Genomic DNA, 25,960 nt, shown 5'->3' with positions numbered 1-25,960 from the left:
TTGAAGCATTGAGCCCACGGATAAATTCGGGGACTTGTTTATCGGAGACACGTTTTTTATTTCTCCACGGATGAATCCAGGGGCTTGTATCCTGAATGCTTTGGGTCAACAGTCAATCGATTTTAGATTAAAGATTAAAGATTAAAGATTAAAGAATTGAAGCATTGAGCCCACGGATAAATTCGGGGACTTGTTTATCGGAGACACGTTTTTTATTTCTCCACGGATGAATCTAGGGGCTTGTATCCTGGATGCTTTCGGTCAACAGTCAACAGTCAACAGTCAACAGTCAACAATGATTCCGGTGCAACCGGAATTGATATAATAATTCATGACTAACTCAAAAAAAAAAGAGGGAATTTTCCCTCTTTTAATCACACTAACTACGATATTATTCTTCCGTCGCAGGAGGGATTTCTTCCTCTACATCTAATACTGCTTCGGGTGCTGCTTCGGGTGCTGCTTCGGGTGCTGCTTCAGGTGCTGCTTCGGGTGCTACTTCGGGTGCTACTTCCGGCAGATCCTCTTCCATTGCTGAGGGCACATCTTCGAGTTCATCGGAGAAGTCATCATCAGCATCAGTTGAGTCTACAGGAACGTCTATGCCTGCTTTAGCTTGCTTTTGAGCGAGCATTTTCTCCCGGAACTTAGCTGCCATTTCCTCAGCTTTTTCGTACACCAATTCGCGATTTTTGACCATCGCGCCCGGTTCCGGTTCCAACTGCTTGGTGGAGAGAGAAATCCGGCCCCTCTCGGCATCCAAGTCAATGATCATCACTTTCACTTCGTCGTTGACATTGAAGACGCTATGAGGCGTATCGATGTGATCGTGTGAAATTTCCGAGATGTGCAGCAAGCCGCTGACGCCGCCGATGTCGATAAAGGCACCGTAAGGCTTGATACCGCGTACTGTACCGATGACGACTTCCCCGACTTCGAGGCGGTTCATCTTGCGCTCAACTAAGGCGCGACGATGACTCAACACTAGGCGGTTGCGGTCTTCGTCTACCTCTAAGAATTTTAATGGTAATTCTTCGGCGACTAATTCTTCCTTCGGTTTGCGGGTACTTATATGAGAACCGGGAATAAAGCCTCGCAAGCCTTCTATTCTCACGAGTGCGCCGCCACGGTTGGTGGCAAATACTTGCGATCGTACTGTGGCATCTTCTGCTTGCAGTTGTCGCACTCTTTCCCACGCCCGCATATACTCGATGCGCCGGATGGACAGGGTTAATTGTCCGTCTTCATTTTCATCGGTGAGGATGAAAAATTCTCTAGTTTCGTTTGATTGCAATACCTCTTCAGGGGTTTCGACTCGATTGATCGACATTTCCTGAATGGGAATGTACGCTGCTGTTTTAGCACCGATATCAATCAGAGCGCCCCTCGGTTCTATACTAAAAACTGTACCCGCTACTACATCGCCCGGGCTAAAGTGATAGTCATATTTATCAAGTAGGGCTGCAAAATCTTCGTGAGTAAAGCCGATGTCTTTGACTGTGGTTTTGAGATTGACCATGCGAATAGTTTCCTAGGATTTCTCTCCTTCATGTTTTTCGTTTGTGCCGGCAGATATTAGAGATGTTGGTGAAAAAGCGATTAACTTTTTTCCAAATCTTTTACTAAAGTCAGTTTTTGCTAACTTTTGCCGGGTGCAACTGCACACCAGCGCTTGCCATTACTGTTACTCCATACTCTGTGTTAAAACGTTTAATCTTAACATTCCGAGTCAAGTAGACTATTTTGACACTCTCAGGTATAAATAAACTGAGATTCTTCATTCAACGAGCCGACTTGCTGGCGACAGGATGACTCCAGTCTAAGTAGAGGTCGGTTTCTCCAGAAGCGTAAATTTCGGTATGCCCTACCGTATTTAATTAGTCACCGATCTTTAGTTAGGTTTTGTTCAAATCCGAGCTTTCCTAAACTGCAACACCGTTAGGTGTGACTACGCACTCAACTAATCCAGTTAAGTTTTTACGTTGTCTAGTTATACTCTATTTTAGACCGATGACGATCATATCACACCCAGCACTCTTACTGAGAAAAAAGAACACTCGCTCGAATGAGAGTCCCTTGAGTCGCTATTCCTCCGGGCCTTCCTCGCGACACGGTTTTCAATCTCAAGCGAATATTTCTATAAATTAATTTAAGCGAGCTTAGCTGGGACTAGCGCAGGATGCTGGGCTTTCTCGATCGACTGATTCCGAATCCGGCAAATCTGCGTCAAAATTCGGTCTAGTTTCTGCATCTTCAGCTTCGTTGAGGGGATTCTGAAGGTGATTTAGGGTATCTACAAAATCTCGGATGCCTCGAAATTGCCGATATACTGAGGCAAAACGGACATAAGCGACTTCGCTGAGCGGCCGCAGGTGCAACAGCACCAGTTCCCCTATTTCTGAGCTGGCGATTTCTCGGAGCGATCGACCTTGGAGTTGGGCCTCGATTTCTTCGGCCAGAGTTTCGAGATGCCCGGAAGACAAACCGGTTTTTTCGCAGGCCCGAATCAATCCCCTGACTAATTTTGACCTGTCAAAAGATTCGCGCTTGCCGTCCCGCTTGATCACCGTAATCGGCACAAATTCTATGCGTTCGTAAGTTGTGAAGCGGTGCTGGCAGCTCAAACACTCGCGCCGCCGACGGATGCTTTGACCTGATTCGGCTGAACGCGATTCTAGAACGCGGCTATTTGTGTGTTGGCAGGAGGTACAGCGCATGATTGCTGATTTTAACAGGCGTTGCCAGCAAATTGCCATTCATCTAACCGCCTGGGGTCTGATGAATGGCTGGACAAGAAAAATCACTTAGCACACAGCGGTGAAATAGTCCCGCATCAAATTAGATTCCTATGATGCGGGCTAACCGCAGTCCGGTTCAAGATATTTTGGACTTGCTGGAGGCGTATAGCTAATTATTTGCCAATCCGGGGAGGTTCCCGAAAGGCGATCGCAAAAAATAGTACGCCTATGGCTAAAGCCAGAATCAAAATGTAAGCAACACTTTCCATGTTAAATTTTCCCTATCTTCCCTTGCCGTATTATTTTATCTTAATTGTTGGTTTTATTATTAACTAAAAAAACCCGGTTTCTTCAAGAAACCGGGTTTTTGTGTAGCGGGGAAGTTTCCCACGTACCCAGAGGCTGGCGAAATCTAGATAGATTCTTCTCTTCTTGTGGTTACGTCGCCCACCTTTTGGAACAGGCCCCACTCGACTTGTTCTTCCAAGTCAGCCTCAACTCCAGCAAACACATCGCGGAAAATAGTCCGAGAACCGTGCCAGATATGGCCGAAGAAGAATAGCAAAGCAAAGCAAACGTGGCCGAAAGTGAACCAACCGCGAGTCGAAGTGCGGAACACCCCGTCAGAGTTCAAGGTTTCACGATCGAATTCAAACACTTCACCTTTTTGAGCATCGCGAGCAAACTTTTTAACATCCTGAGGATTATCAAATGTTTGACCGTTAAGTTCGCCACCGTAGAAGCTGACGGTAACTCCGCTTTGTTCAAAGCTGTATTTTGATTCAGCACGGCGGAAGGGGATGTCAGCGCGAACGACCCCATCTTTGTCCGTCAAAATTACTGGGAAAGTTTCAAAGAAGTTGGGGAGGCGGCGAACCGACAATACCCGACCTTCGCTATCAGTAAATACTGGATGGCCCAGCCAAGATTTAGCAATACCGTCGCCGTTGACCATCGCGCCGGCGCGGAACAAACCGCCTTTAGCAGGAGAGTTGCCCACGTAGTCGTAGAAAGCCAATTTTTCGGGAATTTGTTCGTAAGCTTCTTGGAAGCTTTGGCCCCCGGCCAAGCTAGCTTGAGCTCTGCGATCGATTTCTTGTCCGAAATAGCCGCTGTCCCACTGATAGCGAGTCGGGCCAAAAAGTTCGATCGGAGTAGCAGCAGAACCGTACCACATCGTACCCGCAACCACAAAGGCTGCGAAGAACACGGCAGCGATACTGCTAGAAAGTACAGTTTCGATATTCCCCATCCGCAGGGCTTTGTAAAGACGTTCTGGCGGCCGCACTGTCAAGTGGAACAAACCGGCAATTACGCCGACTACGCCCGCTGCAATGTGGTGAGCCACGATGCCGCCCGGATTATACGGGTCGAAGCCTTCAGGGCCCCAAGAAGGCGCCACTGGCTGCACGTGACCGGTCAGGCCGTAAGGGTCGGACACCCACATTCCCGGGCCAAAAAGTCCCGAAAGGTGAAATGCACCGAAGCCGAAGCAGAGCAAGCCGGAGAGGAACAGGTGAATGCCAAACATTTTTGGCAAGTCGAGGGCTGGTTCACCGGTGCGAGGGTCTCTGAAAAGTTCTAAGTCCCAAAATACCCAGTGCCAAACTGCTGCTAAGAACAGCAGGCCCGAGAGGACGATGTGAGCGGCGGCCACGCCTTCAAAGGACCAGAAGCCCGGATCGACGTTACCTTCGCCCGTGATGCTCCAACCGCCCCAAGAACCCGTAACTCCCAAGCGAGTCATGAAGGGCAACACGAACATCCCTTGACGCCACATTGGGTTCAGAACTGGGTCTGTCGGATCAAAAACTGCTAGTTCATAAAGGGCCATTGAGCCGGCCCAACCTGCCACGAGGGCTGTGTGCATTAAGTGTACAGAAATCAATCGGCCTGGGTCATTTAAGACGACTGTGTGTACGCGATACCAGGGTAGTCCCATTGACTGCGGTTCTCCAAGGTGTAAGTGATGATGTCTATTTTTACGGAAAAATCAGATTCTCAATCCCCAGCAGTTACCTGCAGGGTTTAAACTCTGCCTTTTGCCGACTGCCATCTACCTTCAAAGGTGGAGGCATAAAAATGAAAGTTATTTAAAGAAGTGTATCGAGTGTTAGAACCGATTGCAATATGTTGGGCATTACATTAGTTGTGGGTTGCCCATTTCGCAGCGCGCGGCGATCGTCCCGAGGCGTTCGAGGACTTGCTCGGCATCGATCAGTCTGGTGAGGGTGACGTTGCCGATATTTTTGGCGGGATCGGCGGGATCGGGACGGACTGCTGGTTGGACTTCTACCATGAGTACGGCGTCTTCTACGCGGTAGAGCCACATTTTTTCGTTGCGATCGACAAGACAGAGGTTGAGCTGTTGGATGTCGGGGTGGCGTCTCCAAGCGGCGTAAGTCCACTCGCCGCCGACTCCCCAGACGCGCCCAACTTCCCAGCCGTCGGATAAGAAGAAATATTTCATTTGCTGTGTACGCTTGTTGAGATTTTGTTGTTTAGCGTAGCGCAAAACTGCAAGAGTGCCGAATTCTTGAACCTATGAAAGACGCTTTAGGCTTTCGCCGCGCGCCAGCGCTAGGACGCCAAGAAAGAGCACAGAAGAAGTAGTTACTCTGCTAGCAGTCTGAAAAGCCAATTTCGTTTAAGCTATAGAAGCCATTTTCACCGATCAAATTTTATATAAATTTATGTAAATTTATGCTCAAAATTAGAGAAACTGTTTTATTATACATCTTCATAAATTAAATTGACAATGTACGCAGCAAGCTGTACGATGCTTGTATCCAATCAAAGTGACAGTGAGCTTCTATACAATATGCATACAATATGCTAATAAGTCGCAGACTGTACACCAAAAAAACCGTAAATGTTTTTCGATCGCCTCGCTGGCAGTGATACCCTATCCGACTCGTCGCTGGTATTACTTTCCTCAACTTTGTGTGTATAACTGTCCATATCAAGAATATTTGCCCACTCATCGAATTTGTGGAGTTAACCCACTAGATTAATAATAAACTAAATTGACAATTGTTTGATGACCACCCCTAGGACAGCTATAAACTTACTTTTCCTAAATGAAAAATGTAGAAGAGCTAACTTTTAAATTAAAGAATTGTAAAAAAGTGCTAATCTTTATTAGAATAATTGGTAAATTTATGCAAGTAATAGTAACCGGAAATGAAGGCTATATTGGTTCGCTTTTGGCTCCGCTCTTGATGCAAAAAGGGTACAAAGTTATGGGAATAGATACAGGATTTTATAAAGTAGCTTGGCTCTATAATGGCACTCAACAGACTCCTAAAACTCTGAACAAAGATATCCGAAACATCACTAAAGAAGACTTACAAGGAGCAGAAGCTGTCGTACATTTGGCTGAACTATCCAACGATCCAATAGGGGAGCTATGCCCCAATATTAGTTATGATATTAATTATAAAGGTTCAGTTTACTTAGCTAAATTAGCGAAGGCAGCCGGAGTACGTCGCTTTGTCTACCTATCTTCATGCAGTGTTTATGGTGTTACCACTGAAACGGAGATAACAGAAAGTTCTTCTGTTAATCCTCAGACAGTTTATGCCAAATGTAAAACAATGGTTGAGCAAGATATGCAGCTAATGGCTGATGAAAGTTTTTCCCCAACGTTTCTGCGAAATGCCACAGCTTTTGGTGCTTCTCCCAGGATGCGCTTTGATATTGTTTTAAACAACCTAGCAGGGTTAGCGTGGACGACCAAAGAAATCAGAATGACCAGCCAAGGTACTTCCTGGCGTCCATTAGTTCATGTTCTTGATATTTGCAAAGCAATTGTTTGCACATTAGAAGCACCGCAGGAATGCATTCACAACCAGATTTTTAATGTGGGTAGTACCGATAATAATTATCAAATCAAAACCATTGCTGAACTTGTATCTGAAACCTTCACTGGTTGCAAGATAAGTTTTGGTGGCGCCGGCTCCGATAATCGTAACTATCGAGTTTCTTTTGATAAAATTAATCAAAAATTGCCTGGATTTCAATGTGAGTGGAACCCCAGACAGGGGACACAGCAACTTTGGAATCTCTTCACGCAGATTGATCTATCTAAAGAGCTTTTTTTATTTAGAGGCTTTACTCGTCTGAAACAGTTGGAGTATTTGATTCGCACTCAACAAATTGACAAAAATTTTTTTTGGAATTAGTTATGCAATTTACAGAAACCAGTATCAAAGGTGCTTTGATTATTGACTTAGAAGAACGAGCTGATCGAAGAGGCTTTTTTGCTCGGACATTCTGTGCTAATGAATTTGAGGTTCAGGGATTAAACCCAAGAGCTGTACAGTGCAACCTATCTTTCAACCATAAAAAAGGCACGCTGCGGGGTCTGCATTACCAAATTGCTCCAGCGACTGATAACAAAGTAATCCGTTGTATCCAAGGGGCAATCTATGACGTTATCGTTGATCTGCGTCCTGAGTCTCCTACCTATCTGTGCCACATAGGGCTAGAACTGACGGCAACAAATCGGCGAGCATTATACATCCCGGAAATGGTTGCTAACGGCTACCAGGCACTCACAGACGGGGCGGAGGTGATGTTTCAAGTAGGACAATTTTACACACCAGAATGTGAACGAGGTGTGCGTTATGACGACCCTAGGTTAGGTATTAAATGGCCGATAGACGTTACAGAAATTTCTGAAAAAGATACAGCTTGGCAATTTGTGACAGGGTTTTCTGAACCATAGGCTATCATGTTGACAGGTATTGTACAGCAGATAATCCACTGATTGCCGTATAATACAAGAAATTAGTCCCGTATAAAGATACGTTCATTTCAAACTCTCAACTAGAGAAAGGTGGTATCAATGATTGAAGAACGGATCAGGTTTTTTGAAAAATATCTGCCAACCACATGGCTAAGGCATATTGACAACTATTATATTCAAAATCAGACAATAGTTGTCAATTTGGGCAATGAAAAAGCGCAGATTTTAGGGTTAGCAGAAAAATATTTGCATCCGAGAACTTCAACTATTCTTAAAGAAGTTACCATCATCAAGGGTGACTCTTTACTCCTCATCGAACTAGGAGATAAAACCAATATCGAGACCATAGCTTTAGAACCTGAATGGAATCAACTCGGGCAAATCGCTGATTTTCCAAAAAATGTGCCATTGTATAAATCTCCCCAATATGACCTAGGAATAGTCAGTTTTGATCCATACTTTGTCACTGGGATGTCTGAGCAACCTGAAGACTACAAGAAAAGAGACTACCTAGTCAAAGTAACTTGGTGGTTTGCTCCAGCCAAAACGAATTGCACAATTCATAAGCATCATACTGAGCCAGAAATTTTAGAAATTCACACTCAAATTTATGGTGTGGGAAGAATGCAAAAATTTCGTAAAAATGACTTCAATACTCTCGACCAAGATGTAATTATGAGTCCAGGTGAAACTCATATTCCTTTTGCTAGTGTAGGAGAGGACGCTCAATTTGTTTATCCGTGGCATCAGTATTATTCTGATACAGACTGCATTTGGATGGCGCATGAATTTCATCCAATTTAGTTGAATAGGATAGCGGATATGTCTATGGACATCTCCAAAAACTAGGGGCTTTGATATATCAGGCTTATAGAACCTTTTTTCGCTTTGAACCTTGAACTTAGGTTAAACTAAACATAAAGATTAAAATCGCGTCTCTCGCCGGCGCTTCTGTTGACTCAGCCATGACCGCACAAACCACAGTACAATTCCAAGACAGCTTTGACATCATCGTAGTAGGTGGCGGACACTCCGGCTGCGAAGCAGCCCTCGCCACTTCTCGCCTCGGCTGTCGCACCCTTCTCCTCACCCTCAACATCGACAAAATTGCGTGGCAACCTTGCAATCCGGCTGTCGGCGGCCCGGCTAAAACCCAACTCACTAACGAAGTTGATGCGTTAGGCGGGGAAATTGGCAAAATGGCCGATCGCACCTACTTACAAAAGCGCGTCCTCAACTCTTCACGAGGTCCCGCAGTGTGGGCGCTGCGAGCACAAACTGACAAGCGGGAATACGCCGCTGTAATGAATAATATTGTCGAAAATCAAGAGAATTTGACCATCCGCGAAGCGATGGTAACAGACTTAGTTTTGGGCAAAAACGAAGAAGTAATCGGAGTAGAAACATACTTCGGCGTCGCTTTTGAATGTAAAGCAGTCATTCTGACCACAGGCACTTTTTTAGGTGGCACAATTTGGGTAGGTAATAAGTCAATGCCCGCCGGACGCGCCGGAGAATTTGCCGCCGTTGGCTTGACGGAAACTCTTAATCGTTTGGGCTTTGAAACAGGGAGGTTAAAAACAGGAACTCCCGCAAGAGTTGACAAGCGTACTCTGGATTATACCAACCTGGAACCGCAGCCGGGAGATGCAGAGGTTCGCTGGTTTAGTTTCGATCCAGAAGTTTGGATCGAACGGGAACAAATGTCTTGTTATTTAACTCGAACTACGCCAGCTACTCATCAGTTAATTAGAGACAATTTGCATCTTTCTCCAGTCTACGGCGGCTGGGTTGATGCGAAGGGGCCGCGCTATTGTCCGAGTATTGAAGATAAGATTGTGCGGTTTGCGGATAAGGAAAGTCACCAGATTTTTATTGAACCCGAAGGTAGAGATATTCCTGAACTTTATATCCAAGGATTTTCTACGGGTTTACCGGAAAATTTGCAATTGCAAATGCTGCGGACTCTTCCGGGTTTGGAAAAGTGCGAGATGATGCGCCCTGCTTATGCTGTGGAGTACGATTATTTGCCGGCTACTCAGTGCTTTCCAACGCTGATGACTAAGAAGATAGAAGGGCTGTTTTGCGCGGGTCAGGTGAACGGTACAACGGGATATGAGGAGGCGGCTGCACAGGGGATTGTGGCGGGGATTAATGCAGCTCGGTTTGCGAAAAATCAGGAGATGATTGTGTTTCCTCGCGAGCAAAGTTATATCGGCACTTTGATCGATGATTTGTGTACGAAGGATTTGCGGGAACCTTACCGGATGTTGACTTCGCGATCGGAATACCGGCTATTATTGCGATCGGACAATGCTGACCAACGCTTGACGCCGCTGGGACGGGAAATTGGTTTGATTGACGATCGCCGCTGGAAGTTGTTCGATCGCAAACAAGCTAATATTGTGGCAGAGAAGGAACGCTTGTACTCGACGCGGGTGAAAGAGCACGAGGAAGTTGGCAAGGCAATTTTGGCTGATACTCAACAAGTGATTAAAGGTTCAATTACTCTCGCTGATTTGTTGCGTCGTCCTGGTTTTCATTATGTGGATTTGGAACGCTACAATTTAGGCAATTCTAGTCTGAAGTTGGCTGAGAAAGATGGTGCAGAAATTGACATCAAATATTCCGGCTACCTGCAAAGACAGCAAAATCAAATCGATGACATTGCCAAACACGAACGCCGACAATTGCCGCCAGATTTGGATTACATGGCAATTACAACTCTCTCCAAAGAATCGCGGGAAAAGTTGGCTAAGGTGAAACCGCTGACGATTGGCCAAGCTGCCAGAATTGGTGGGGTAAATCCGGCTGATGTTAATGCTTTGTTGATTTTTCTGGAAGTGCGAAACCGTCAGCAGCCAGCGGGTGTGGGAAAATAACCTAAACTAGAGGTGTCTCAAGGCTCCCTTGAATTTTATGAAATAGCAGTGTGAAAAAGTGTGACTATTGTGGCATGACTATTTTGCTCGGCGGCTTTCATAGTGATGGATATAAATTTTGGGCTTTGCTGATTCACGGTATGAATCAACTTTTATCGGAAGTTAGAAAACTCACCCGACTGGGCTTATAAAAATTCCGAAATCTTCAATTTATACCTGTATTCAGCAACGCCACAAAAAAGAAAAACTGGCAGAATGTCAACTCTAATTGATGAAATTCTGCCAGTCTATTGTAGATATCGCTCGATCCTCCAACCCACTCTGAATTTCGCAAACATCCTGCATAAGAATCAGCGTTCATCGGTGGTTCAAATCTCCCCGAAATCCCGACCAGTGTTGCTACCCTCAAAGCCTTAGAAGACCAGCTAGATGCCTTGCTGTACGCTTATATACGGGCTCACTGGTGGTACTAGGAAATAGAGCGGAATGTGGTATTGGGCGATCGTTGCACAATCGGCTACATAGTCATTCCCCAACTTCCATAAAGAGTGCGAGAGAGACGAGGAGACAGCCAGAGGGAGAGGGGGAGAGGGGGAGAATTGGGAAACACAGTTAAATTCATCCGTGTATCCGTGCCCTTCTTCCCTCTTCCTTCTTCCTTCTTCCCTCTTCCTTCCTTTAATGTGCCCAGAGAATCACGCCAGCTTCATAAGGACTGCTGAGATTATCGTGCTTCGGCAAAACCCGCAACGACAAACCTTGCAAACCACTAGAAGTATAAGTAATGTCAGCCGTATAAAGGCTAGCATTGTTAGCATCTTCTCCCAAATACTCCATCACCACCGGCACGCCGCCGACAATATCTCCGTTAGCATCAACCGAACCTTGATAAAGTTCAACTTGCACGTCTGCAGGCGTCAATCCCATCAGATTAATCCGAGATTTAACAGAGATCGACTGATTGACCTTAACTTCCTTATCCTGGGAAATATCAACAGCCTCAATCTTAATATCCTTCCACTTCGCGAGAACCTGCTTCTTCCAGTGAGACAACTCCTTGGCGGGAGCACAATTATCCGAAGTCATCGTGAAGAATCGATCGCTCACCGGGAAATAAGCCCGCCGCGCGTAATCCTTCACCATCCGAGCAGTATTGAAGAAAGGACAATTCAAGCGAATCGAATCCTTCATTTTCGCCGTCCAACCGCGGGGAATTCCATCAGCATCCCGGTTGTAAAATAGAGGTACAACTTCCTTTTCCATCAAGTCGTACAAAGCATTCGCCTCGACCTCATCCTGATACTTAGTATCTTCGTAAAACTCCCCATGTCCGATCGGCCAACCGGTACGAACATAATCAGCTTCATCCCACCATCCGTCGAGGATGCTGAGATTCGGCAAACCGTTCATCGAAGCTTTCATCCCCGAAGTCCCGGAAGCTTCCCGGGGGCGGCGCGGCGTATTCAGCCACACATCGCAGCCAGAAACCATCATCCGAGCAACGTTAATGTCGTAGTTCGGTAAAAACACCATCGAGCTCATCGTCTCGTGCTCGCGGATGAAGTGAACGATATCCCGAATCAATTCCTTACCCGGAATATCCATCGGGTGAGCCTTCCCAGCAATCACAAACTGCACCGGGCGATTTTGATCGCGCATGATCCGCATGATTCGATCGACATCGCGCAAAAACAGCGTCGCCCGCTTGTAAGTAGCAAAGCGGCGGGCAAACCCGATCGTCAGCACCTTCGGATTGAGAGCCTCCCGCGCGTGTTCGATTTCCGTTTGGGCCGCACCGCGCTCGCGCAAAGTCTTTTGCAGCCACTCCCGGGCGAACACCACCAACTCCGAGCGACAGCGTTCGTGATTGCGCCATAGTTCCTCATCAGGAATCGACGACATCCTGTCCCAGAGACGATCGTCCTTGCGAGTCATTTCCCAATCGGGGCCGAGGTAGCGATCGTACAACTCCTGAGTTGACTTCGCCACACAACTGCGAGCGTGCACGCCGTTGGTAATCGAAGTAATCGGCACTTCTTCCTGCGGCAAACCCGGCCACAAACCCTGAAACATCGGGCGCGACACCACACCGTGCAAAGCCGCCACCCCGTTGACAAAACTCGACATTTTAATTGCCAAAATTGCCATATTTAGAGGTGCGGACAAATCGCCAGTATTCTCGCGGCCCAATCCCAAAAACTCATTTTGCGACAAGCCAAATATCTTGGCATAATGACTCAGATAGTGCATCACCATATCCGGCTCGAACAAGTCAAACCCAGCAGGCACCGGCGTGTGAGTCGTAAACATACTGCTCGAAACCACCACCTGTTCCGCTTCTACGAAACTCAGGTGATATTCCTCCATCAGCATCCGTATCCGTTCCAAAGCCATGAAAGCCGCGTGGCCTTCATTCATGTGATAAGCCGTAACTGTCAGCCCCAGGGCCTTGAGCATTTTTACGCCGCCGATGCCCAGCATGATTTCTTGGTGCATCCGCAGAGTTTTATCGCCGCCGTAGAGTTGGTCGGTAATATCTTGGTCGTAGGGGCTGTTAGGTGCAATATTTGTATCCATCAGGTACAAAGGAACCGTACCCACTTGTACCCGCCAAATCCGGGCATACACCTTGCGGCCGGGATAGTCTACCTCAATCCGCAATTCCGAACCGTCGGGATTGCGTTCTGGGTGCAGCGGCATATTGTAGAAATCATTGAGCGGATAGCGTTCTTGCTGCCAGCCGTCGGCGTTGAGATACTGCGAAAAATAACCTTCTTGGTAGAGCAGGCCGACACCGACTAAGGGCAAGCCCAAATCGCTAGCTGATTTGAGGTGGTCGCCTGCGAGCACGCCCAAACCGCCCGAATAGATTGGTAGGGCTTTAACCAAGCCGAATTCCATCGAAAAGTAAGCGTAGCATTCTTGCTGCTCGGTGCCGCGCTGTTTGCGGTACCAGGCGCGATTTTTGAGATAATCGTCTAACTGCTGGGCTGCTCGGTTCATTTGGGCAATGAAGCCTTCGTCTTCTGCCATTTCTTGCAGTCGCTCTTGAGATATGGTTCCGAGCATCAGCACCGGGTTTTGGTTGCTGGAGTCCCACAGGTCTCGATCGAGGCGGCGGAAAAGGTCTTTAGTATCAACATTCCAATCCCAGTGCAAGTTGTAGGCAAGCTTGCGTAGGGGTTCGAGAATTGTCGGTAGCGAGGGGGAAACGTTAAATGTGCGAATCGGCTGCATAGACAAAGCCTTTATGTTGGAGTAGCGATATTTTCCTCTGTCTTTAGCCGCAAGTGGGTTATTCTGCACACTATTTTAAGTTTTAACAAGCGGGGGCGATCGCGATGACCATCATTAAGCACACGAAGCCGTGCCGTGTCCCTAACCTAGCTAAGCTTTTAACTGCGGTGGCGGGATTTAGGACTTGATGCCCGTGAGCTGAAAATTTCTCAAGTTAAAGCGCTGTATCACCCTTGGGGCAAGAATCTTAACGAATTGCCCGACAACTTAGGCCCGCCGCAGCGCTTTAGCAGTGATGATGTTGGGGGTGTAGCGGAGGAAAATAAGTCGCGAGACTAAGATTCGCGGTCAAGAACCATAACTAATAACTAATGACTAATTAAGCAATTTTCACTTTACTCAACTGAGAATTTACCAACAGTTTGCTAGCATCGCCAGCCGAGAGGGCAGGGCTGAAATAATAACCCTGAATTTCTTGACAGTGGAGTTCGCGCAAACACTCCAACTGCTCTTTAGTTTCTACTCCTTCGGCTACTACGCTCAAGTTCAAATCTCGCCCCAGCGTCGCTACAGCCTTGGCGATCGCCCGTTCGCACGGATCGGTCGTCAGTCCGCTGACAAAGGATTTATCTATTTTTAAGATATTCAAGGGAAACTTTTTGAGATAATTTAGAGAACAATAACCCGTGCCGAAATCGTCCAGCACAATCTGCACTCCCATGTTCTGCAACTCCCTGAGAACTTTTGTGGTATAATCCAAATCTTGCATGGCTGTAGTCTCGGTAATTTCTAACTCTAAATACTTGGGTGCTAAACCGCTTTTTTCCAAGCATTTCGCTACCATTTCTAATAAATTAAATTGCTGGAACTGCCGAGCCGAAACGTTGACTGCTACCCGCAAATCTGGCTGCAAAGCATCCTGCCAAGCTTTATTTTGAGTGCAGGCTGTTTGCAGCACCCATTCCCCAATAGCTACAATGAGCCCGTTCTCTTCGGCGATCGGAATAAATGTAGCGGGAGTAACTAAACCTAATTGTGGATGTTGCCAGCGCAGCAGGGCTTCCATGCCCTGAATTTTCCAAGTAGTAATGTTGACTTTTGGCTGGTAGAAAACCTCAAATTCTCCCTGTTCTAAAGCCTCGTGCAGCCTGTGTTCTATAGTTAGTAACTGGCTGTCTTGGGGATTAATCGTTGAAGTATATAACTGATAGTTATTTCTTCCCATTTCTTTAGCGCGGTACAAGGCAGCATCGGCATTTTTGACTAAAGTTTCGGCATCTTCACCGTCATCGGGATAAAGGGCAATGCCGATGCTGCTGCTGACGTGAAACGGTTGTCCTTCTAGTTTAAATGGTGGCTTTAAATTGTTGAATATTCTTTGAGCTGTTTTAACTGCATCTTCTAAGCAATTGATCTCGGGAAGCAGTATGGTAAATTCGTCGCCTCCCCAGCGGGCTACCGTATCAGTCGATCGCAAACTGTCGCTGATGCGTCCGGCAAAACCTTCTAACAGGCGATCGCCCGCAGCGTGACCTAGTGTATCATTAATCTTTTTGAACCTGTCCAAGTCTAAAAACATCACTGCTAGCATTTTTTTTGTTTTTTTAGCTTCTCTTAATGACGCCAGCAGCCGCTCGTTAAAAAGTATCCGGTTCGGTAAACCTGTGAGTTGGTCATAAACAGCTTGATAGCGAATAATTTCTTCAGCTTGCTTGCGCTGAGTGATGTCCATCATAGTGCCGATCGCCCTTACTGCTTTGCCACTTTCATTACGGATGATATAGCCGCGATCTAGCACAAAAATATATCCCCCATCTGCACGGTGAAAGCTGTATTCTTCCGACCAACATTGAGCGTTTGAATTCATTGCTTCGTTGAAGCTTAACATCACTCTTTCCCGTTCTTCAGGATGAATATTTAGCCACCAAGATTCTAATCCTATCGTCTGAGTTTCATTGAGTTTGTATCCAAAAACTTTTTCAAATTCTTCGCTTAACCAATACTCATTTTTTAATAAATCAAAATCCCATACGGCATCATTTGTCGCCCGCGTCAGCAAATGAAAGCGTTCTTCGCTTTTGCGTAGTTTTTCTTCGGATTGCACCCGTTCCGTTACATCCCGAAAGCTGAATACCCGACCAGTAATTTTGCCTCCGGTGCGCTGTGGCAGCGAGTAGCGCTCCAAGATTCTGCCATCTGTAAACTCTATGATATCGTAACTTTCTGCTGCGGGGCGATCGGACAATTCTTTAGCGCGGTTGAGAAATATTTCCGGGTATTTTAACTGGTTGATTCCAAACCCCCAAATTAGATTGTTATCTCTCGAATCCAGCAGGAAAGCCGGCAACTGCCACATTTCGGCAAACTTGCGGTTAAAGGTAAGAACTTTTCCTGTACTGTCAACCGCCAGAATACCGTCAGCAGTAGATTCAATGGTTGCTTGAAGCAACGAAAGAGATGTTTCTAGTTCTAACTCTGCTAATTTGCGCTCGCTGATGTCAAAAGCTGTGATTAATATTGACGCTTTTCTCTCAAATTTAATAATATCTACAGTTGCTTCAATCCAGCGCATTTCTCCGGTTTTCGTGAGAATTATTATTTCATATTTTGAGCCGGCACTTGAGCGCGCGTGGCTGGATTTACCCCATTCTTTAACTATTTCTAGAAAATCTCGATGGATTAAGTCGTATAAATCCAATGCTAGCAATTCTTCGCGAGTATATCCTGTCAGAGCTTCTGTCTGAGCATTGACATAGCGCAACTGTCGGCGGTGATAGATAAATGCCACAGCATTCACAGTTTCTATCAGTTGCCGAAACTTTTTTTCACTGCGCCGCAAATTTATTTCAGCCCGCTTGCTATCAGTAATATCTTGTGCTATGTATAACTTGCCGCTGACCTTGCCTTGACCGTCGCGAATAATTGAAATAGAAAGCAGTACAATTATTTTTTTTCGCTGTTTAGAAAGGTAGACTTTTTCGACGTTGCGGACAGAACCTTCGGCTGCTAAACTGGCTAAGTCTAACTCGGGTGGTGGTAATTCAGTTTTCTTAAAAAGTTCGTCTATTGGTTTCCCTAACAACTCTTTTTTAGAGTATCCCAAAATTTGACAGGTAGCTTGGTTTAACGACAGGATATGACCGCCCGGGGTAGTCGCAATTATTGAGACGTTCATTTCCTCGCAAATATCCAGGGCATATTCGGCAGTTTGCTGCAAATCTTGGGTCATTTGGGCAATAGTATCCCAGATATCCTGTTCTTTTTTTGGATGCAACACTTTTTCTCCTTTTGGTAGCTTGTCATTCTCTGTTTCAGACTGCGCCTTGATTAACCTCATCGTCTTGGATAAGCTATTTACTGTTTTACCCCGATCAATAATGAGATTAATAAAGAAATAAAAACCCGATAATAAGAAATTAGTCTTAACCTAATATTAGGTTTTTTTTTGAAGTTTCCTGAAAATGTATATAATGGTAGGTCGGTAATTTTACGGACTCCATTTGGGATAATTTATCCAAAAATAATGCGGCGCTTGCAGAGCTAAGGGGGTGAGATGCCGATCGCAAATAGCTATGTTTCTGAGACGCAACCAAAATTCTTTGTACAGGGCGACTGCCAGATCCATCCCCTACACTTGCCTGTAATTTTTTTGGATTAATGCCACATTCCACAGGAAAAATAGCCACCGTTAAATATTTCAATACTAATTGAAAAATTCTTTTCATTTGTCTCTTCCCTAATTTTAAATAAATTCTTCCTGGCAAGCAGAAATGTTAAAAATTTTAGCAGAACTTGCTTTATCCTAGGAAAACCCAGCTAACATTAATTTAGGTGGATTTGTAAATAAAATTCTCCTAAGCTAATAATTTAGCTTTATAACTAATTATAATTATAATTTTAATCTTAATTTAAAATATGTCATCAGCCATTGTGCCACAAATTATCCGTCATTCTGCCTAGACACCGGGTGAGAGCGCGCTAAAATTAGATAATTCCCGCAAAGAGGCGACCGGGATTTGTTAGAAAAATAAACAATTAGCTTAAAATCGATGCAGAGGTCCACTAATTGAACCCATGAGTCAGACCATCCCAGAACTCCAAAAAGAAGTCCGCGCGCTGCAAGCAGAAGTTGCCACCCTGCAAGAGTCGCGGGAAAAACTTGGCGTACAGCGCTCTGAGTGCCGAGTGGCAGTCAGTTTTCCCAAAAATAATACTCCTGAAGCCATTGCTGAGTTCCACCAGCAAACTGCTGCTTTTGGGGAGCAGTGGTTGCAGCAAGTCCAGGAAATTGACCGAGAGACTAAAAATATTGAAAAGCAACTGGAACAAAAACAGGCTTTACTCAATTACAAACAAGGTGAACTAGAAAAATTGGTTGCCGGACAGCACTGGCAAGAAGTAGAAAACAACGTTCAAACCGGGGAAAAACGCTTGCAAGCACAAGCTCGCAGAATCAATCAAGCAGCAGCGCAGCTAGAGACAGAAATCCAAGCTTTGAAAGCACTGTACGACCAACTCAACCCGAGTTATTCCGAGTGGTTTCAACAACCAACTCAAATAGTTGAATTTTCGGCAAAAACTATTCCTTATGCTTTTCCCAGCAGCAGTGGCTTGATTTTGGAGAATAAGGAGATTGAGTGGGAAAAAAAGTAGTTTTGAGTTGTGAAGGTTAAAGGTAAATTATTAAGGTGAATGTCGCCGTCGAATACTCGAATAAGCAAGAAACCTTTGACGGCGACATTCAAATAATTTTACCTGGTTTATTAGTAGGTAAAAAAAAGCACAAAACTGCCTCATCCACAGCTAATATTAAGAGTTTTGAGTTTCATTTTTGGAAACAGGTTTATTTTGAACTCGGGTATTAAGATAAAATCTAAAATCTAACACTCCTAGACAGATAAACCGGCTTGTACGAAAAGACTTCGTTGCAGTCCTCTCTCCTGCTCAAAAAAACGGTTGATGAGAGGGAGGAGTGCGTAAGCCCTGTCTAAAATCTCAAATAGACTTACTGATGAAAAAATTGATTTGGATAGCGCTATTTATTCTAGTTGCGGTGGCGGCTGTGGGTTGGCGTTCTGACTCGTGGCAGCGGTTGTCGGGTGTACCCGAATTAGGGATCGATCGCAATATCCACACTTCCCAAAAGCCGTCTCCCTTACCGCTTCCTGCTGAAAAAAATACTTTTTTTCAGCCCAAAATTGACCCGTCGCGCTTGTGGAAACACGTCGATAGTTTAGCAGGAGAACGGGATGGAGAACAATCTCGCTCTTTTACGAGAGACTACATTTCCCAGCAATTGCAAACATTAGGATTTTCCGCAGAGTTGCAGCCGTTCGATCGCGGAATCAATGTCTTCGCTGAGAGAAAAGGTACTGACTCAAACGCCGGTGCAATTTTAGTCGCAGCACACTACGATACTGTACCAAACTCCCCGGGCGCTGACGACAATGCGACGGGAGTTGCAGTAGTTTTAGAAGTAGCAAGATTGCTGGGTTCTCGCCCCACGCCTCGGACATTGCAAGTAGCATTTTTCGACAGGGAAGAACTCGGACTTTTAGGCAGTTTAGCCTTTACAGGTAGCGACGCGCGGTTAAAAAATTTGCAGGGAGCGATCGTCCTAGATATGGTAGGTTATGCCTGCCGCACGCCCGGATGCCAGCAATATCCCGAAGGATTGACAGCGCAACCTTTTCTAGAAGCATCGGGGGTAACTTCTCCCGACAAAGGCGAGTTTATCGCTGTGATTGGGGATGCGGAACATCCGCTGCTATTGAAAAGTTTTGCGGAGTCTGGAAAAGCCGATTTGCCGCCTGTGGTGGCGCTGCCGGTTCCCCTGAAAGGGTTGCTGACTCCCGATGTTTTGCGGAGCGACCACGCGCCTTTCTGGTATAAAGGAATTGGTGCTGTGTTGGTGACGGATACTGCAAATTTGCGATCGCCCCACTATCACCAATCTAGCGATACATTAGCAACTATCGATCGACCTTTTTTCGTCGGTTCTGCTCAAATTGTTGTTAATGCCGTGGCTAAATTATTGGACTTAGGTAATTAGTAATTGGGAATTGAGCATGGGGAATTGGGAATTGCGGATGGGGCATCGGGCATGGGGCATTGGGCATGATGACTGTTATTGATACTGCCAACTGCCAACTGCCAACTAATGACTAATGACTAATGACTAACAAAGAAACCCTGCAACGGCATTTACTGCAACTAGACAATCGAGGCTACAAAGCCTACAAAGACATTCAAGGTAATTACGACTTTTGTGAATTCACATTAATTATTGATTACGTGCAGGGAGATCCGTTTGCTTCTCCCAGTAAATTTAGAGTCAGAGTTCCGCCAAACATGGCTCAAATTCCCCGCGAACTTTTCAACTCTCGCAGTCGAGAAATAGCCTTGCGAGATTACCTAACTCGCCAGTTTGACAAAGCAGCACACAGCATCAGCAGCAAACGTGGCACTGGGAAAAGCGGTATGATTGCAGTGACTCGGTTGGGACAAGAAGTTTTAGAGCGAACTTCCGCATTTATCATTTCCTCACCTAGATCAGATATCGGAGATTTAGGAGGAGTTGAACTGCGATTTGCCGTCGGACTTCCAGCGGGCGGGCGCAGTATTTTAGGGCGACAAGCTGCTGAAATGCTGTGCGAAGATATCCCGGAAATTGTCAGCAATTCTCTCAAATATTCTCACTTAAATGCTGCGGAATGTCGCCGTCACGTTGAAACTGTAGAAGATGCTGACTGGCTGCGGCAGCAGTTAGCTGAAAACGGATTAGTTGCGTTTGTTGCTGATGGTTCTATTTTACCCCGCCGCAGTGGTGTTGACAACAGGCCTTTGTTAAATAATGCTGTGGCTTTTCAGTCGCCGCCGTCGTTAAAAGTTGAGTTGAATTGTCCGAATCGCGGTTGGATTTCCGGTATGGGTATTCCCGCTGGCATTACTTTGATTGTTGGCGGGGGCTATCACGGCAAATCAACTTTACTCAGGGCGATTGAGTTGGGAGTTTACAACCGAATTCCTGGAGATGGTAGGGAATTTGTGGTGGCTAATCCGGCGGCGGTTAAAATTAGGGCGGAAGATGGGAGAAGTGTGGCGGGAGTTGATATTTCGCCTTTTATTAACCACTTGCCACAAGGTAGAGATACTTCACAATTTTATACTGAAAATGCGAGCGGTAGCACGTCGCAAGCTGCTAATATTATTGAGGCTTTGGAAGTGGGGAAAAAGAAGAAGGAAGAAGGAAGAGGGAAGAAGGAAGAAGGAAGAGGGAAGAAGGAAGAAGCTCAGTCTTTGGTTTTAGAGACGCAATTAGTTGCTATTTCAGAAGGGGATTTAGTGCCTGTTTTATTAGTTGATGAGGATACGGCGGCGACGAATTTTATGATTCGCGATCGCCGAATGCAGGAACTCATCGCTAAGGATAAGGAACCGATTACGCCGTTTATTGATAAAGTTAAACAATTGTATGTGGATTATGGCGTATCGACTATTTTAGTCATGGGGGGAAGTGGCGATTATTTTGATTTGGCGGATACTGTGATGGCAATGGAGAATTTTCAAGCATATAATGTGACGGAAAAAGCTAAAGAGATTGCTAAAAATTACTCGATTAGCCGCGCTGCTGAAGGGGGAGAAAATTTTGGTGAGATTACTCAAAGAGTGCCGATTCCTGCTAGTTTAGATCCGAGTCGGGGACGGCGAGATGTGCGGGTGAAGGTGCGGGATGCTGATGAATTGGCTTTCGGAACTGAGGAGATTGATTTGGGTGCTGTTGAGCAAATTGTGGACAGCGGACAGTTAAGGGCGATCGCTGCGGCAATGGTTTATGCTAAGCAGCAATACATGGACGGGAAACGCACTTTGTCGGAAATTATAGATTTGGTGATGGCAGATATTGACGCGCAGGGGATGGATATTTTATCGCCTTTTCCTGAAGGGGATTTTGCCATGTTTCGACGGTTTGAATTGGCGGCGGCAATTAATCGGCTTCGCAGTTTGTCGGTTGTTGCTAAGTAGACTTGCTTAATATAAGTGTATTGTTGTCCTACTTTTGATATGCTGGCGAAAGTGAGTGCCAAAACCGCGATTGAAGTATGACAGGCAATATAGGACAACTGACTGCTTTAAGCGATCGACCTTATATAGTATTAAGCAATCAAGGGGAAATTTTACAGTTAGAGTTAAAACAGCAGCAGCACGTATTGGGGCGCGATCGCACTCGTGCTGATTTAGCCATTCCCGAACCCTGGCGGGCAGTTTCGGGCGTTCACGCTGTTTTGCGCCAAATGGGGGATAATTACTGGATTTACGACGGTGACGGGCAGCGGCCTAGCACTAATGGCTTATTTGTCGATCGCACTCGCATCACTCCCAATGACGGTTATTGTTTGAAAAACGGCACAGAAATTAAAATCGGTCTCGATCCTCAAAATCAAGTTTTGCTGAGTTATTTTAATCCGCTGGCGAATCAGGTTTCTGTCCCTAGCAAGCAGTCAATTCTTCTTAAGAATCGGTCGGTTTTGTTGGGGCGCGATCCAAACGCTTCGCTGCAATTAGATGCGCCGCTTGTTTCTAGACGCCATGTGACAATCGACCAAGACAGTCGCGGTAATTATATTTTGCGAGACCACAGCGTTAACGGGGTTTTTGTTAACGGTCAGCGAGTGACAAATTCTGTACAGTTGTCCGAGGGAGATGCAATTCGGATCGGCCCGTTTACTCTAACTTACCGCAGCGGTGAGTTGCAGATGCAAGACTCGGGCCATCAAATTCGTTTGGATGCTGACAGTCTGGTGATTCCCAAGCGTTTGGATAACATCACTTTGGCGATCGAACCGGGGCAGTTTGTGGCTTTAGTCGGCGGTAGCGGTGCGGGTAAATCTACTTTAATGCGGACGCTTTTAGGCATCGAAAAAACTACTAACGGCGCTGTGTTTCTCAACGGTGACAACCTGCGCCAAAACTTCAATATTTACCGCAATCAAATCGGTTACGTGCCTCAAGATGATATTGTGCACGCAGATTTGACAGTAGAAGAAGTCTTGAGTTATGCAGCTAAATTGCGCTTACCTCCCGATACAGATGTCAAGCAGGTAGTCGCAAAAACTTTAGAAGATATTGAAATGACTCACCGTCGCAAGGCTTTGGTAAAACAGCTTAGCGGCGGACAGCGAAAGCGGGTCAGCATCGGAGTTGAACTGTTAGCAGACCCGAAACTTTTCTTTTTAGACGAACCGACTTCAGGACTCGATCCGGGTTTGGATAAGAAGATGATGCAACTGCTGCGAAAGTTGGCAAATCAAGGCCGGACGGTGATTCTGGTGACTCACGCGACGGCAAATATCACGATGTGCGATCGTATTGTTTTTATGGGTCGCGGCGGACGCCTTTGTTACTTCGGCCCGCCCAGGGAAGCGCTCGATTTTTTCGATGTCAAAACAGGCGATTTTGCCGACATTTACAACGAATTAGAAACAGGAGAAATCAACGTTCAAAGCTGGGCAGAAAAGTTTAATAAATCTCCCTACTATCAGCGCTATATTGTCAACCACTTCAGCACAGGAAACGCTAATGCAAAAATACCTTCTGCACCTTCTGTACCAAAATCTCAATCTTTTGTAAAACAACTCGTTTTGCTTGCTCAGCGATATTTTCAACTCGTCTCCCGCGACTTAGTTAACTTGAGTTTAGCTCTTTTAACAGCGCCGATAGGCATTAGTTTACTGCGGCTAGCCGTCAGAGATAAAGACCCATTAATTGGCGCACCCGAAGCAACTTTAGCACCTTTGGCGCTCAGAGTTTTGTTTGTATTTACCTGCGCGGCTATTTGGGTGGGACTGGCAACTTCTCTGCAAGAAATTGTCAAAGAATCTGCTATTTATTTGCGAGAACGTTTGGTCAATTTAGGATTGTTTGCTTATTTAGGTTCAAAAATTTTTATACTTTCTGGTTTGGCAGTAGTGCAAACACTGTTAATGGTAGGAGTTATTCTGATTGCTTTTAAATCCCCCGAACCGAGTTTAATTTCCTGGGCGATGGGGGCAACTATTACCACATTCCTAACTTTGATGAGCTGCATAAGTCTCGGATTAGTCGTTTCCGCGATTGTTAAAAATAGCTCTCAAGCTAATAGCGCTTTGCCTTTATTATTGCTGCCTCAGATTATTTTTTCGGGAGTTTTGTTTAAGATGGAAGGCGCGGCGAGCAAGTTTTCTTGGCTGATGTTAAGCCGCTGGTCTGTGGGTGCTTACGGCTCTTTAGTTAATGTGAATGGGATGGTTCCCGCGCCTACTACATTACCGGATGGGAGTACGCTTCCTCAGCCGTTTGAGCCTACTCCTGTTTACGATCCAACCTGGGAGAATTTGGGTTTAAACTGGGGTATTTTGTGCGTGCATATTTTCGTTTATTTGATGTTGACTCTGTGGTTGCAGAAGCGGAAGGATATTTTATAATTAACATTACGGACTTTTAACTCACAGTTCATTATCAAATCAGATGGGGGGAGGAATAAATGTTAGTTAAAACCAACGCATTAGTAGAAATCGCTGCATCGCCTGAAGTAGTCTTTGATTTTGTTACCTCCCTGTCCAATCTGCCCAAAGTCTTTCGCGGATATGGCCCAATTCCAGCAATTATTAAAGCTGAGATGGCAGATGGTGGAGAGATGCGTGAAGGCGGCGTGCGGCGGATAGAAAATTCCGACACTTCGGTGATTGATGAAGAAATCATTACTTTCAAAAAGCCAGAAAGACAAACCTACCGACTGGTTAGAGGGTTTAAGTTTCCGATTTCTCTACTTATTGAGTCTGGTGGCGGAGATTGGAATTTCACTGCTACAGCAAAGGGAACTCGGATTGATTGGGAGTTTTATTTTATGCTGACTTCTCCGGTATTCTATCCGCTTGGGTTGTTGCTAATTCAGGTTTTTATGCAAAAAGCTATGCAGCAGTGTTTAGATAATATTCAAGAATATTTGGCTAACCCAACCGAATAGATTGTATGAATTATTGGCTAATGAAGTCGGAACCGGATGTTTATAGTATTGCGGATTTGAAGCACGATTGCACTTCGATTTGGGATGGCGTTCGCAACTATCAAGCGCGCAATTTTATGCGAGAAATGAGTCGGGGAGATTTAGTATTTTTTTACCATTCTAATACTCAAACACCGGGAATTGTCGGCTTAATGCGCGTCGTTGAAACTGGGCTGGCTGACCCGACTCAGTTCGATATAAATAGCGAATATTATGATCCTAAATCGCAGTTAAATGCCCCTCGCTGGCAAACTGTGAAAGTGGAGTTTCTTGAGGAGTTTGCTAAATTAATATCTTTGGATGAACTGAAAGAAAAGTTTAGCGCTGATGAGATTTTGCTGGTGAGGAAAGGCAATCGGTTATCGGTGATGCCGGTATCTGAAAGTGCAGCCCAGAAGATTTTGAAGATGAGGTAAGCTGTGGCAATTTAAGCGGCATATTTGGGGCAGGCAAGATGCCCACCCCACAAAAATTTAAAGACTTTAGGAAAATGAGCTGTAAGGGTATGGGCATCTTGCCTGATGAAGGCTATTTTAGATTAAGTTGTGGTTTTGCTTAGTAATATGATTCGCGAAAATTTGAGTCAGGGAAGCAATCAGGATTTGGGCGGGGAAGATGCCCACCCCACAGGTCAATATCAGCTTTTTCTGGGACAGGCTTTTAGTCGGCCGCTTAAACTCAGAGAGGCTCAATTAAAAGTTACTTACAGAAACTTACCTCATTGGGAGTTAGAAGGAGCGGTCTATTTCATCACTTTTAATACTTGGGAAAAGCTTGAATTAACTCCGGCAGCCAGACAAGTTGTCCTAAATGCTTGCAAGTTTTTTGATAGGCAAAGGTATCAAATATTTTGCTTAGTTGTAATGCCCGATCATGTGCATATGCTAATGCAGCCTTTAGCAAAGTCGGATAATAAATTCTGGTCGCTCAGCAGCATTCTGCACAGTATGAAAAGCTACAGTTCTAAGCAAATTCCCCAGGTGATGAAGCATATTGGTACTGTCTGGCAGGATGAGAGACATGACCACATTGTCCGAGATGAACGAGAATTTCAGGTTTTTTGGGAATATATTAGGCAAAATCCTGTCAAAGCTGGTCTTTCAGTGACTCCAGAGGAATATCCTTTTTTCTGGCAAATATCTGAAGTTTAGCTTTTTCTGGATTTCTTGTGGGGTGGGCATCTTGCCCGCCCAAGCTTCAGTCACAGGCAAGATGCCTGTGCCACAAGGATTTCACAGGCAAGATGCCTGTGCCACAAGGATTTCACAGGCAAGATGCCTGTGCCACAAGGATTTCACAGGCAAGATGC

General features: G+C 45.5%; 21 protein-coding genes. 13 read left to right on the top strand and 8 right to left on the bottom strand.

Features of this window, described 5'->3' with window-relative positions:
• Window positions 1-391: 391 nt before the first annotated feature.
• From QUA71_RS19600 to QUA71_RS19580, 5 genes are all read right to left on the bottom strand, one after another.
• Window positions 392-1,519, bottom strand: a complete 1,128-nt coding sequence (locus QUA71_RS19600; RefSeq protein ID WP_333287504.1) for a 30S ribosomal protein S1 — start codon at window positions 1,517-1,519, stop codon at window positions 392-394.
• A 640-nt stretch (window positions 1,520-2,159) separates the two neighbouring features.
• Window positions 2,160-2,717 (bottom strand): transcriptional regulator NrdR, encoded by a 558-nt coding sequence (gene nrdR, locus QUA71_RS19595; RefSeq protein ID WP_333287543.1) that lies wholly within the window; start codon window positions 2,715-2,717, stop codon window positions 2,160-2,162.
• Window positions 2,718-2,911: 194 nt separating this feature from the next.
• Window positions 2,912-3,007 carry a photosystem II reaction center protein T gene (locus QUA71_RS19590; RefSeq protein WP_006635641.1) on the bottom strand — a complete coding sequence of 32 codons (96 nt, stop codon included), beginning with the start codon at window positions 3,005-3,007 and terminating at the stop codon, window positions 2,912-2,914.
• Window positions 3,008-3,150: 143 nt separating this feature from the next.
• Window positions 3,151-4,680: a photosystem II chlorophyll-binding protein CP47 gene (gene psbB, locus QUA71_RS19585; RefSeq protein ID WP_333287502.1), complete on the bottom strand. Its 1,530-nt coding sequence runs from the start codon at window positions 4,678-4,680 to the stop codon at window positions 3,151-3,153.
• 198 nt (window positions 4,681-4,878) lie between these two features.
• Window positions 4,879-5,208, bottom strand: coding sequence for a hypothetical protein (locus tag QUA71_RS19580; protein ID WP_333287500.1), 330 nt, complete (start codon window positions 5,206-5,208; stop codon window positions 4,879-4,881).
• A gap of 610 nt (window positions 5,209-5,818) precedes the next feature.
• Between QUA71_RS19580 and QUA71_RS19575 the strand changes: the two genes are divergently transcribed.
• From QUA71_RS19575 to QUA71_RS19555, 5 genes are all read left to right on the top strand, one after another.
• The gene (locus QUA71_RS19575) at window positions 5,819-6,922 is read left to right on the top strand and encodes an SDR family oxidoreductase (RefSeq protein WP_333287498.1); all 1,104 of its coding nucleotides are present in this window, start codon (window positions 5,819-5,821) and stop codon (window positions 6,920-6,922) included.
• 2 nt (window positions 6,923-6,924) lie between these two features.
• Entirely contained in the window at window positions 6,925-7,467 is a 543-nt protein-coding gene (gene rfbC / locus QUA71_RS19570) for a dTDP-4-dehydrorhamnose 3,5-epimerase (protein WP_194009224.1), read from the top strand.
• A 120-nt stretch (window positions 7,468-7,587) separates the two neighbouring features.
• A complete protein-coding gene (locus QUA71_RS19565; protein ID WP_333287496.1) occupies window positions 7,588-8,292 on the top strand; it encodes a hypothetical protein in 705 nt (234 codons plus the stop codon).
• A gap of 161 nt (window positions 8,293-8,453) precedes the next feature.
• Window positions 8,454-10,370, top strand: coding sequence for a tRNA uridine-5-carboxymethylaminomethyl(34) synthesis enzyme MnmG (mnmG, locus tag QUA71_RS19560; protein ID WP_333287494.1), 1,917 nt, complete (start codon window positions 8,454-8,456; stop codon window positions 10,368-10,370).
• Between the two features lie 50 nt (window positions 10,371-10,420).
• Window positions 10,421-10,561, top strand: a complete 141-nt coding sequence (locus tag QUA71_RS19555) for a hypothetical protein (RefSeq protein WP_333287492.1) — start codon at window positions 10,421-10,423, stop codon at window positions 10,559-10,561.
• Window positions 10,562-11,048: 487 nt separating this feature from the next.
• Here the strand turns inward: QUA71_RS19555 and glgP are convergent, their stop codons facing one another.
• The 3 genes from glgP to QUA71_RS19540 all read right to left on the bottom strand — a co-directional run bounded on the left by glgP (window position 11,049) and on the right by QUA71_RS19540 (window position 17,332).
• Window positions 11,049-13,607 (bottom strand): alpha-glucan family phosphorylase, encoded by a 2,559-nt coding sequence (glgP, locus tag QUA71_RS19550; RefSeq protein WP_333287541.1) that lies wholly within the window; start codon window positions 13,605-13,607, stop codon window positions 11,049-11,051.
• Window positions 13,608-13,986: 379 nt separating this feature from the next.
• The gene (locus QUA71_RS19545; RefSeq protein ID WP_333287490.1) at window positions 13,987-16,884 is read right to left on the bottom strand and encodes an EAL domain-containing protein; all 2,898 of its coding nucleotides are present in this window, start codon (window positions 16,882-16,884) and stop codon (window positions 13,987-13,989) included.
• Between the two features lie 145 nt (window positions 16,885-17,029).
• Window positions 17,030-17,332 carry a hypothetical protein gene (locus tag QUA71_RS19540; protein ID WP_333287488.1) on the bottom strand — a complete coding sequence of 101 codons (303 nt, stop codon included), beginning with the start codon at window positions 17,330-17,332 and terminating at the stop codon, window positions 17,030-17,032.
• 349 nt (window positions 17,333-17,681) lie between these two features.
• On the opposite strand from QUA71_RS19540, the gene QUA71_RS19535 reads away from it, so the two are divergent.
• The 8 genes from QUA71_RS19535 to QUA71_RS19500 all read left to right on the top strand — a co-directional run bounded on the left by QUA71_RS19535 (window position 17,682) and on the right by QUA71_RS19500 (window position 25,802).
• Window positions 17,682-18,260, top strand: a complete 579-nt coding sequence (locus tag QUA71_RS19535; protein WP_333287486.1) for a hypothetical protein — start codon at window positions 17,682-17,684, stop codon at window positions 18,258-18,260.
• A gap of 35 nt (window positions 18,261-18,295) precedes the next feature.
• Window positions 18,296-18,472, top strand: coding sequence for a hypothetical protein (locus tag QUA71_RS19530; RefSeq protein WP_190663867.1), 177 nt, complete (start codon window positions 18,296-18,298; stop codon window positions 18,470-18,472).
• A gap of 146 nt (window positions 18,473-18,618) precedes the next feature.
• The gene (locus tag QUA71_RS19525; RefSeq protein WP_333287484.1) at window positions 18,619-19,659 is read left to right on the top strand and encodes a M28 family peptidase; all 1,041 of its coding nucleotides are present in this window, start codon (window positions 18,619-18,621) and stop codon (window positions 19,657-19,659) included.
• A gap of 122 nt (window positions 19,660-19,781) precedes the next feature.
• The gene (locus QUA71_RS19520; RefSeq protein ID WP_333287482.1) at window positions 19,782-21,632 is read left to right on the top strand and encodes an ABC-ATPase domain-containing protein; all 1,851 of its coding nucleotides are present in this window, start codon (window positions 19,782-19,784) and stop codon (window positions 21,630-21,632) included.
• A gap of 77 nt (window positions 21,633-21,709) precedes the next feature.
• On the top strand, window positions 21,710-24,070 hold the full coding sequence (locus QUA71_RS19515) for an FHA domain-containing protein (RefSeq protein WP_333287480.1): 2,361 nt from the start codon (window positions 21,710-21,712) through the stop codon (window positions 24,068-24,070).
• A gap of 59 nt (window positions 24,071-24,129) precedes the next feature.
• The gene (locus tag QUA71_RS19510; protein ID WP_333287478.1) at window positions 24,130-24,612 is read left to right on the top strand and encodes an SRPBCC family protein; all 483 of its coding nucleotides are present in this window, start codon (window positions 24,130-24,132) and stop codon (window positions 24,610-24,612) included.
• Between the two features lie 5 nt (window positions 24,613-24,617).
• Window positions 24,618-25,067, top strand: coding sequence for an EVE domain-containing protein (locus tag QUA71_RS19505; protein ID WP_333287476.1), 450 nt, complete (start codon window positions 24,618-24,620; stop codon window positions 25,065-25,067).
• A gap of 147 nt (window positions 25,068-25,214) precedes the next feature.
• On the top strand, window positions 25,215-25,802 hold the full coding sequence (locus tag QUA71_RS19500) for an REP-associated tyrosine transposase (RefSeq protein ID WP_333287474.1): 588 nt from the start codon (window positions 25,215-25,217) through the stop codon (window positions 25,800-25,802).
• Window positions 25,803-25,960: the final 158 nt, after the last annotated feature.

It is taken from the genome of Microcoleus sp. MON1_C5 (assembly GCF_036701875.1).
In the GTDB taxonomy this organism is placed as follows: domain Bacteria; phylum Cyanobacteriota; class Cyanobacteriia; order Cyanobacteriales; family Microcoleaceae; genus Microcoleus.
This window is presented reverse-complemented; position numbering and strand designations above follow the sequence as displayed.

What these genes read in the sequence shown, in the direction of transcription:
- QUA71_RS19580 (WP_333287500.1), bottom strand. Translation starts at nt 5,208, where the DNA reads ATGAAATATTTCTTCTTATCCGACGGCTGGGAAGTTGGGCGCGTCTGG.
- QUA71_RS19510 (WP_333287478.1), top strand. Translation starts at nt 24,130, where the DNA reads ATGTTAGTTAAAACCAACGCATTAGTAGAAATCGCTGCATCGCCTGAA.
- QUA71_RS19565 (WP_333287496.1), top strand. Translation starts at nt 7,588, where the DNA reads ATGATTGAAGAACGGATCAGGTTTTTTGAAAAATATCTGCCAACCACA.
- QUA71_RS19600 (WP_333287504.1), bottom strand. Translation starts at nt 1,519, where the DNA reads ATGGTCAATCTCAAAACCACAGTCAAAGACATCGGCTTTACTCACGAA.
- nrdR (WP_333287543.1), bottom strand. Translation starts at nt 2,717, where the DNA reads ATGCGCTGTACCTCCTGCCAACACACAAATAGCCGCGTTCTAGAATCG.
- QUA71_RS19505 (WP_333287476.1), top strand. Translation starts at nt 24,618, where the DNA reads ATGAATTATTGGCTAATGAAGTCGGAACCGGATGTTTATAGTATTGCG.
- QUA71_RS19535 (WP_333287486.1), top strand. Translation starts at nt 17,682, where the DNA reads ATGAGTCAGACCATCCCAGAACTCCAAAAAGAAGTCCGCGCGCTGCAA.
- rfbC (WP_194009224.1), top strand. Translation starts at nt 6,925, where the DNA reads ATGCAATTTACAGAAACCAGTATCAAAGGTGCTTTGATTATTGACTTA.
- QUA71_RS19590 (WP_006635641.1), bottom strand. Translation starts at nt 3,007, where the DNA reads ATGGAAAGTGTTGCTTACATTTTGATTCTGGCTTTAGCCATAGGCGTA.
- QUA71_RS19540 (WP_333287488.1), bottom strand. Translation starts at nt 17,332, where the DNA reads ATGAAAAGAATTTTTCAATTAGTATTGAAATATTTAACGGTGGCTATT.
- mnmG (WP_333287494.1), top strand. Translation starts at nt 8,454, where the DNA reads ATGACCGCACAAACCACAGTACAATTCCAAGACAGCTTTGACATCATC.
- QUA71_RS19520 (WP_333287482.1), top strand. Translation starts at nt 19,782, where the DNA reads ATGACTAACAAAGAAACCCTGCAACGGCATTTACTGCAACTAGACAAT.
- QUA71_RS19525 (WP_333287484.1), top strand. Translation starts at nt 18,619, where the DNA reads ATGAAAAAATTGATTTGGATAGCGCTATTTATTCTAGTTGCGGTGGCG.
- QUA71_RS19515 (WP_333287480.1), top strand. Translation starts at nt 21,710, where the DNA reads ATGACAGGCAATATAGGACAACTGACTGCTTTAAGCGATCGACCTTAT.
- glgP (WP_333287541.1), bottom strand. Translation starts at nt 13,607, where the DNA reads ATGCAGCCGATTCGCACATTTAACGTTTCCCCCTCGCTACCGACAATT.
- QUA71_RS19575 (WP_333287498.1), top strand. Translation starts at nt 5,819, where the DNA reads ATGAAAAATGTAGAAGAGCTAACTTTTAAATTAAAGAATTGTAAAAAA.
- QUA71_RS19500 (WP_333287474.1), top strand. Translation starts at nt 25,215, where the DNA reads ATGATTCGCGAAAATTTGAGTCAGGGAAGCAATCAGGATTTGGGCGGG.
- psbB (WP_333287502.1), bottom strand. Translation starts at nt 4,680, where the DNA reads ATGGGACTACCCTGGTATCGCGTACACACAGTCGTCTTAAATGACCCA.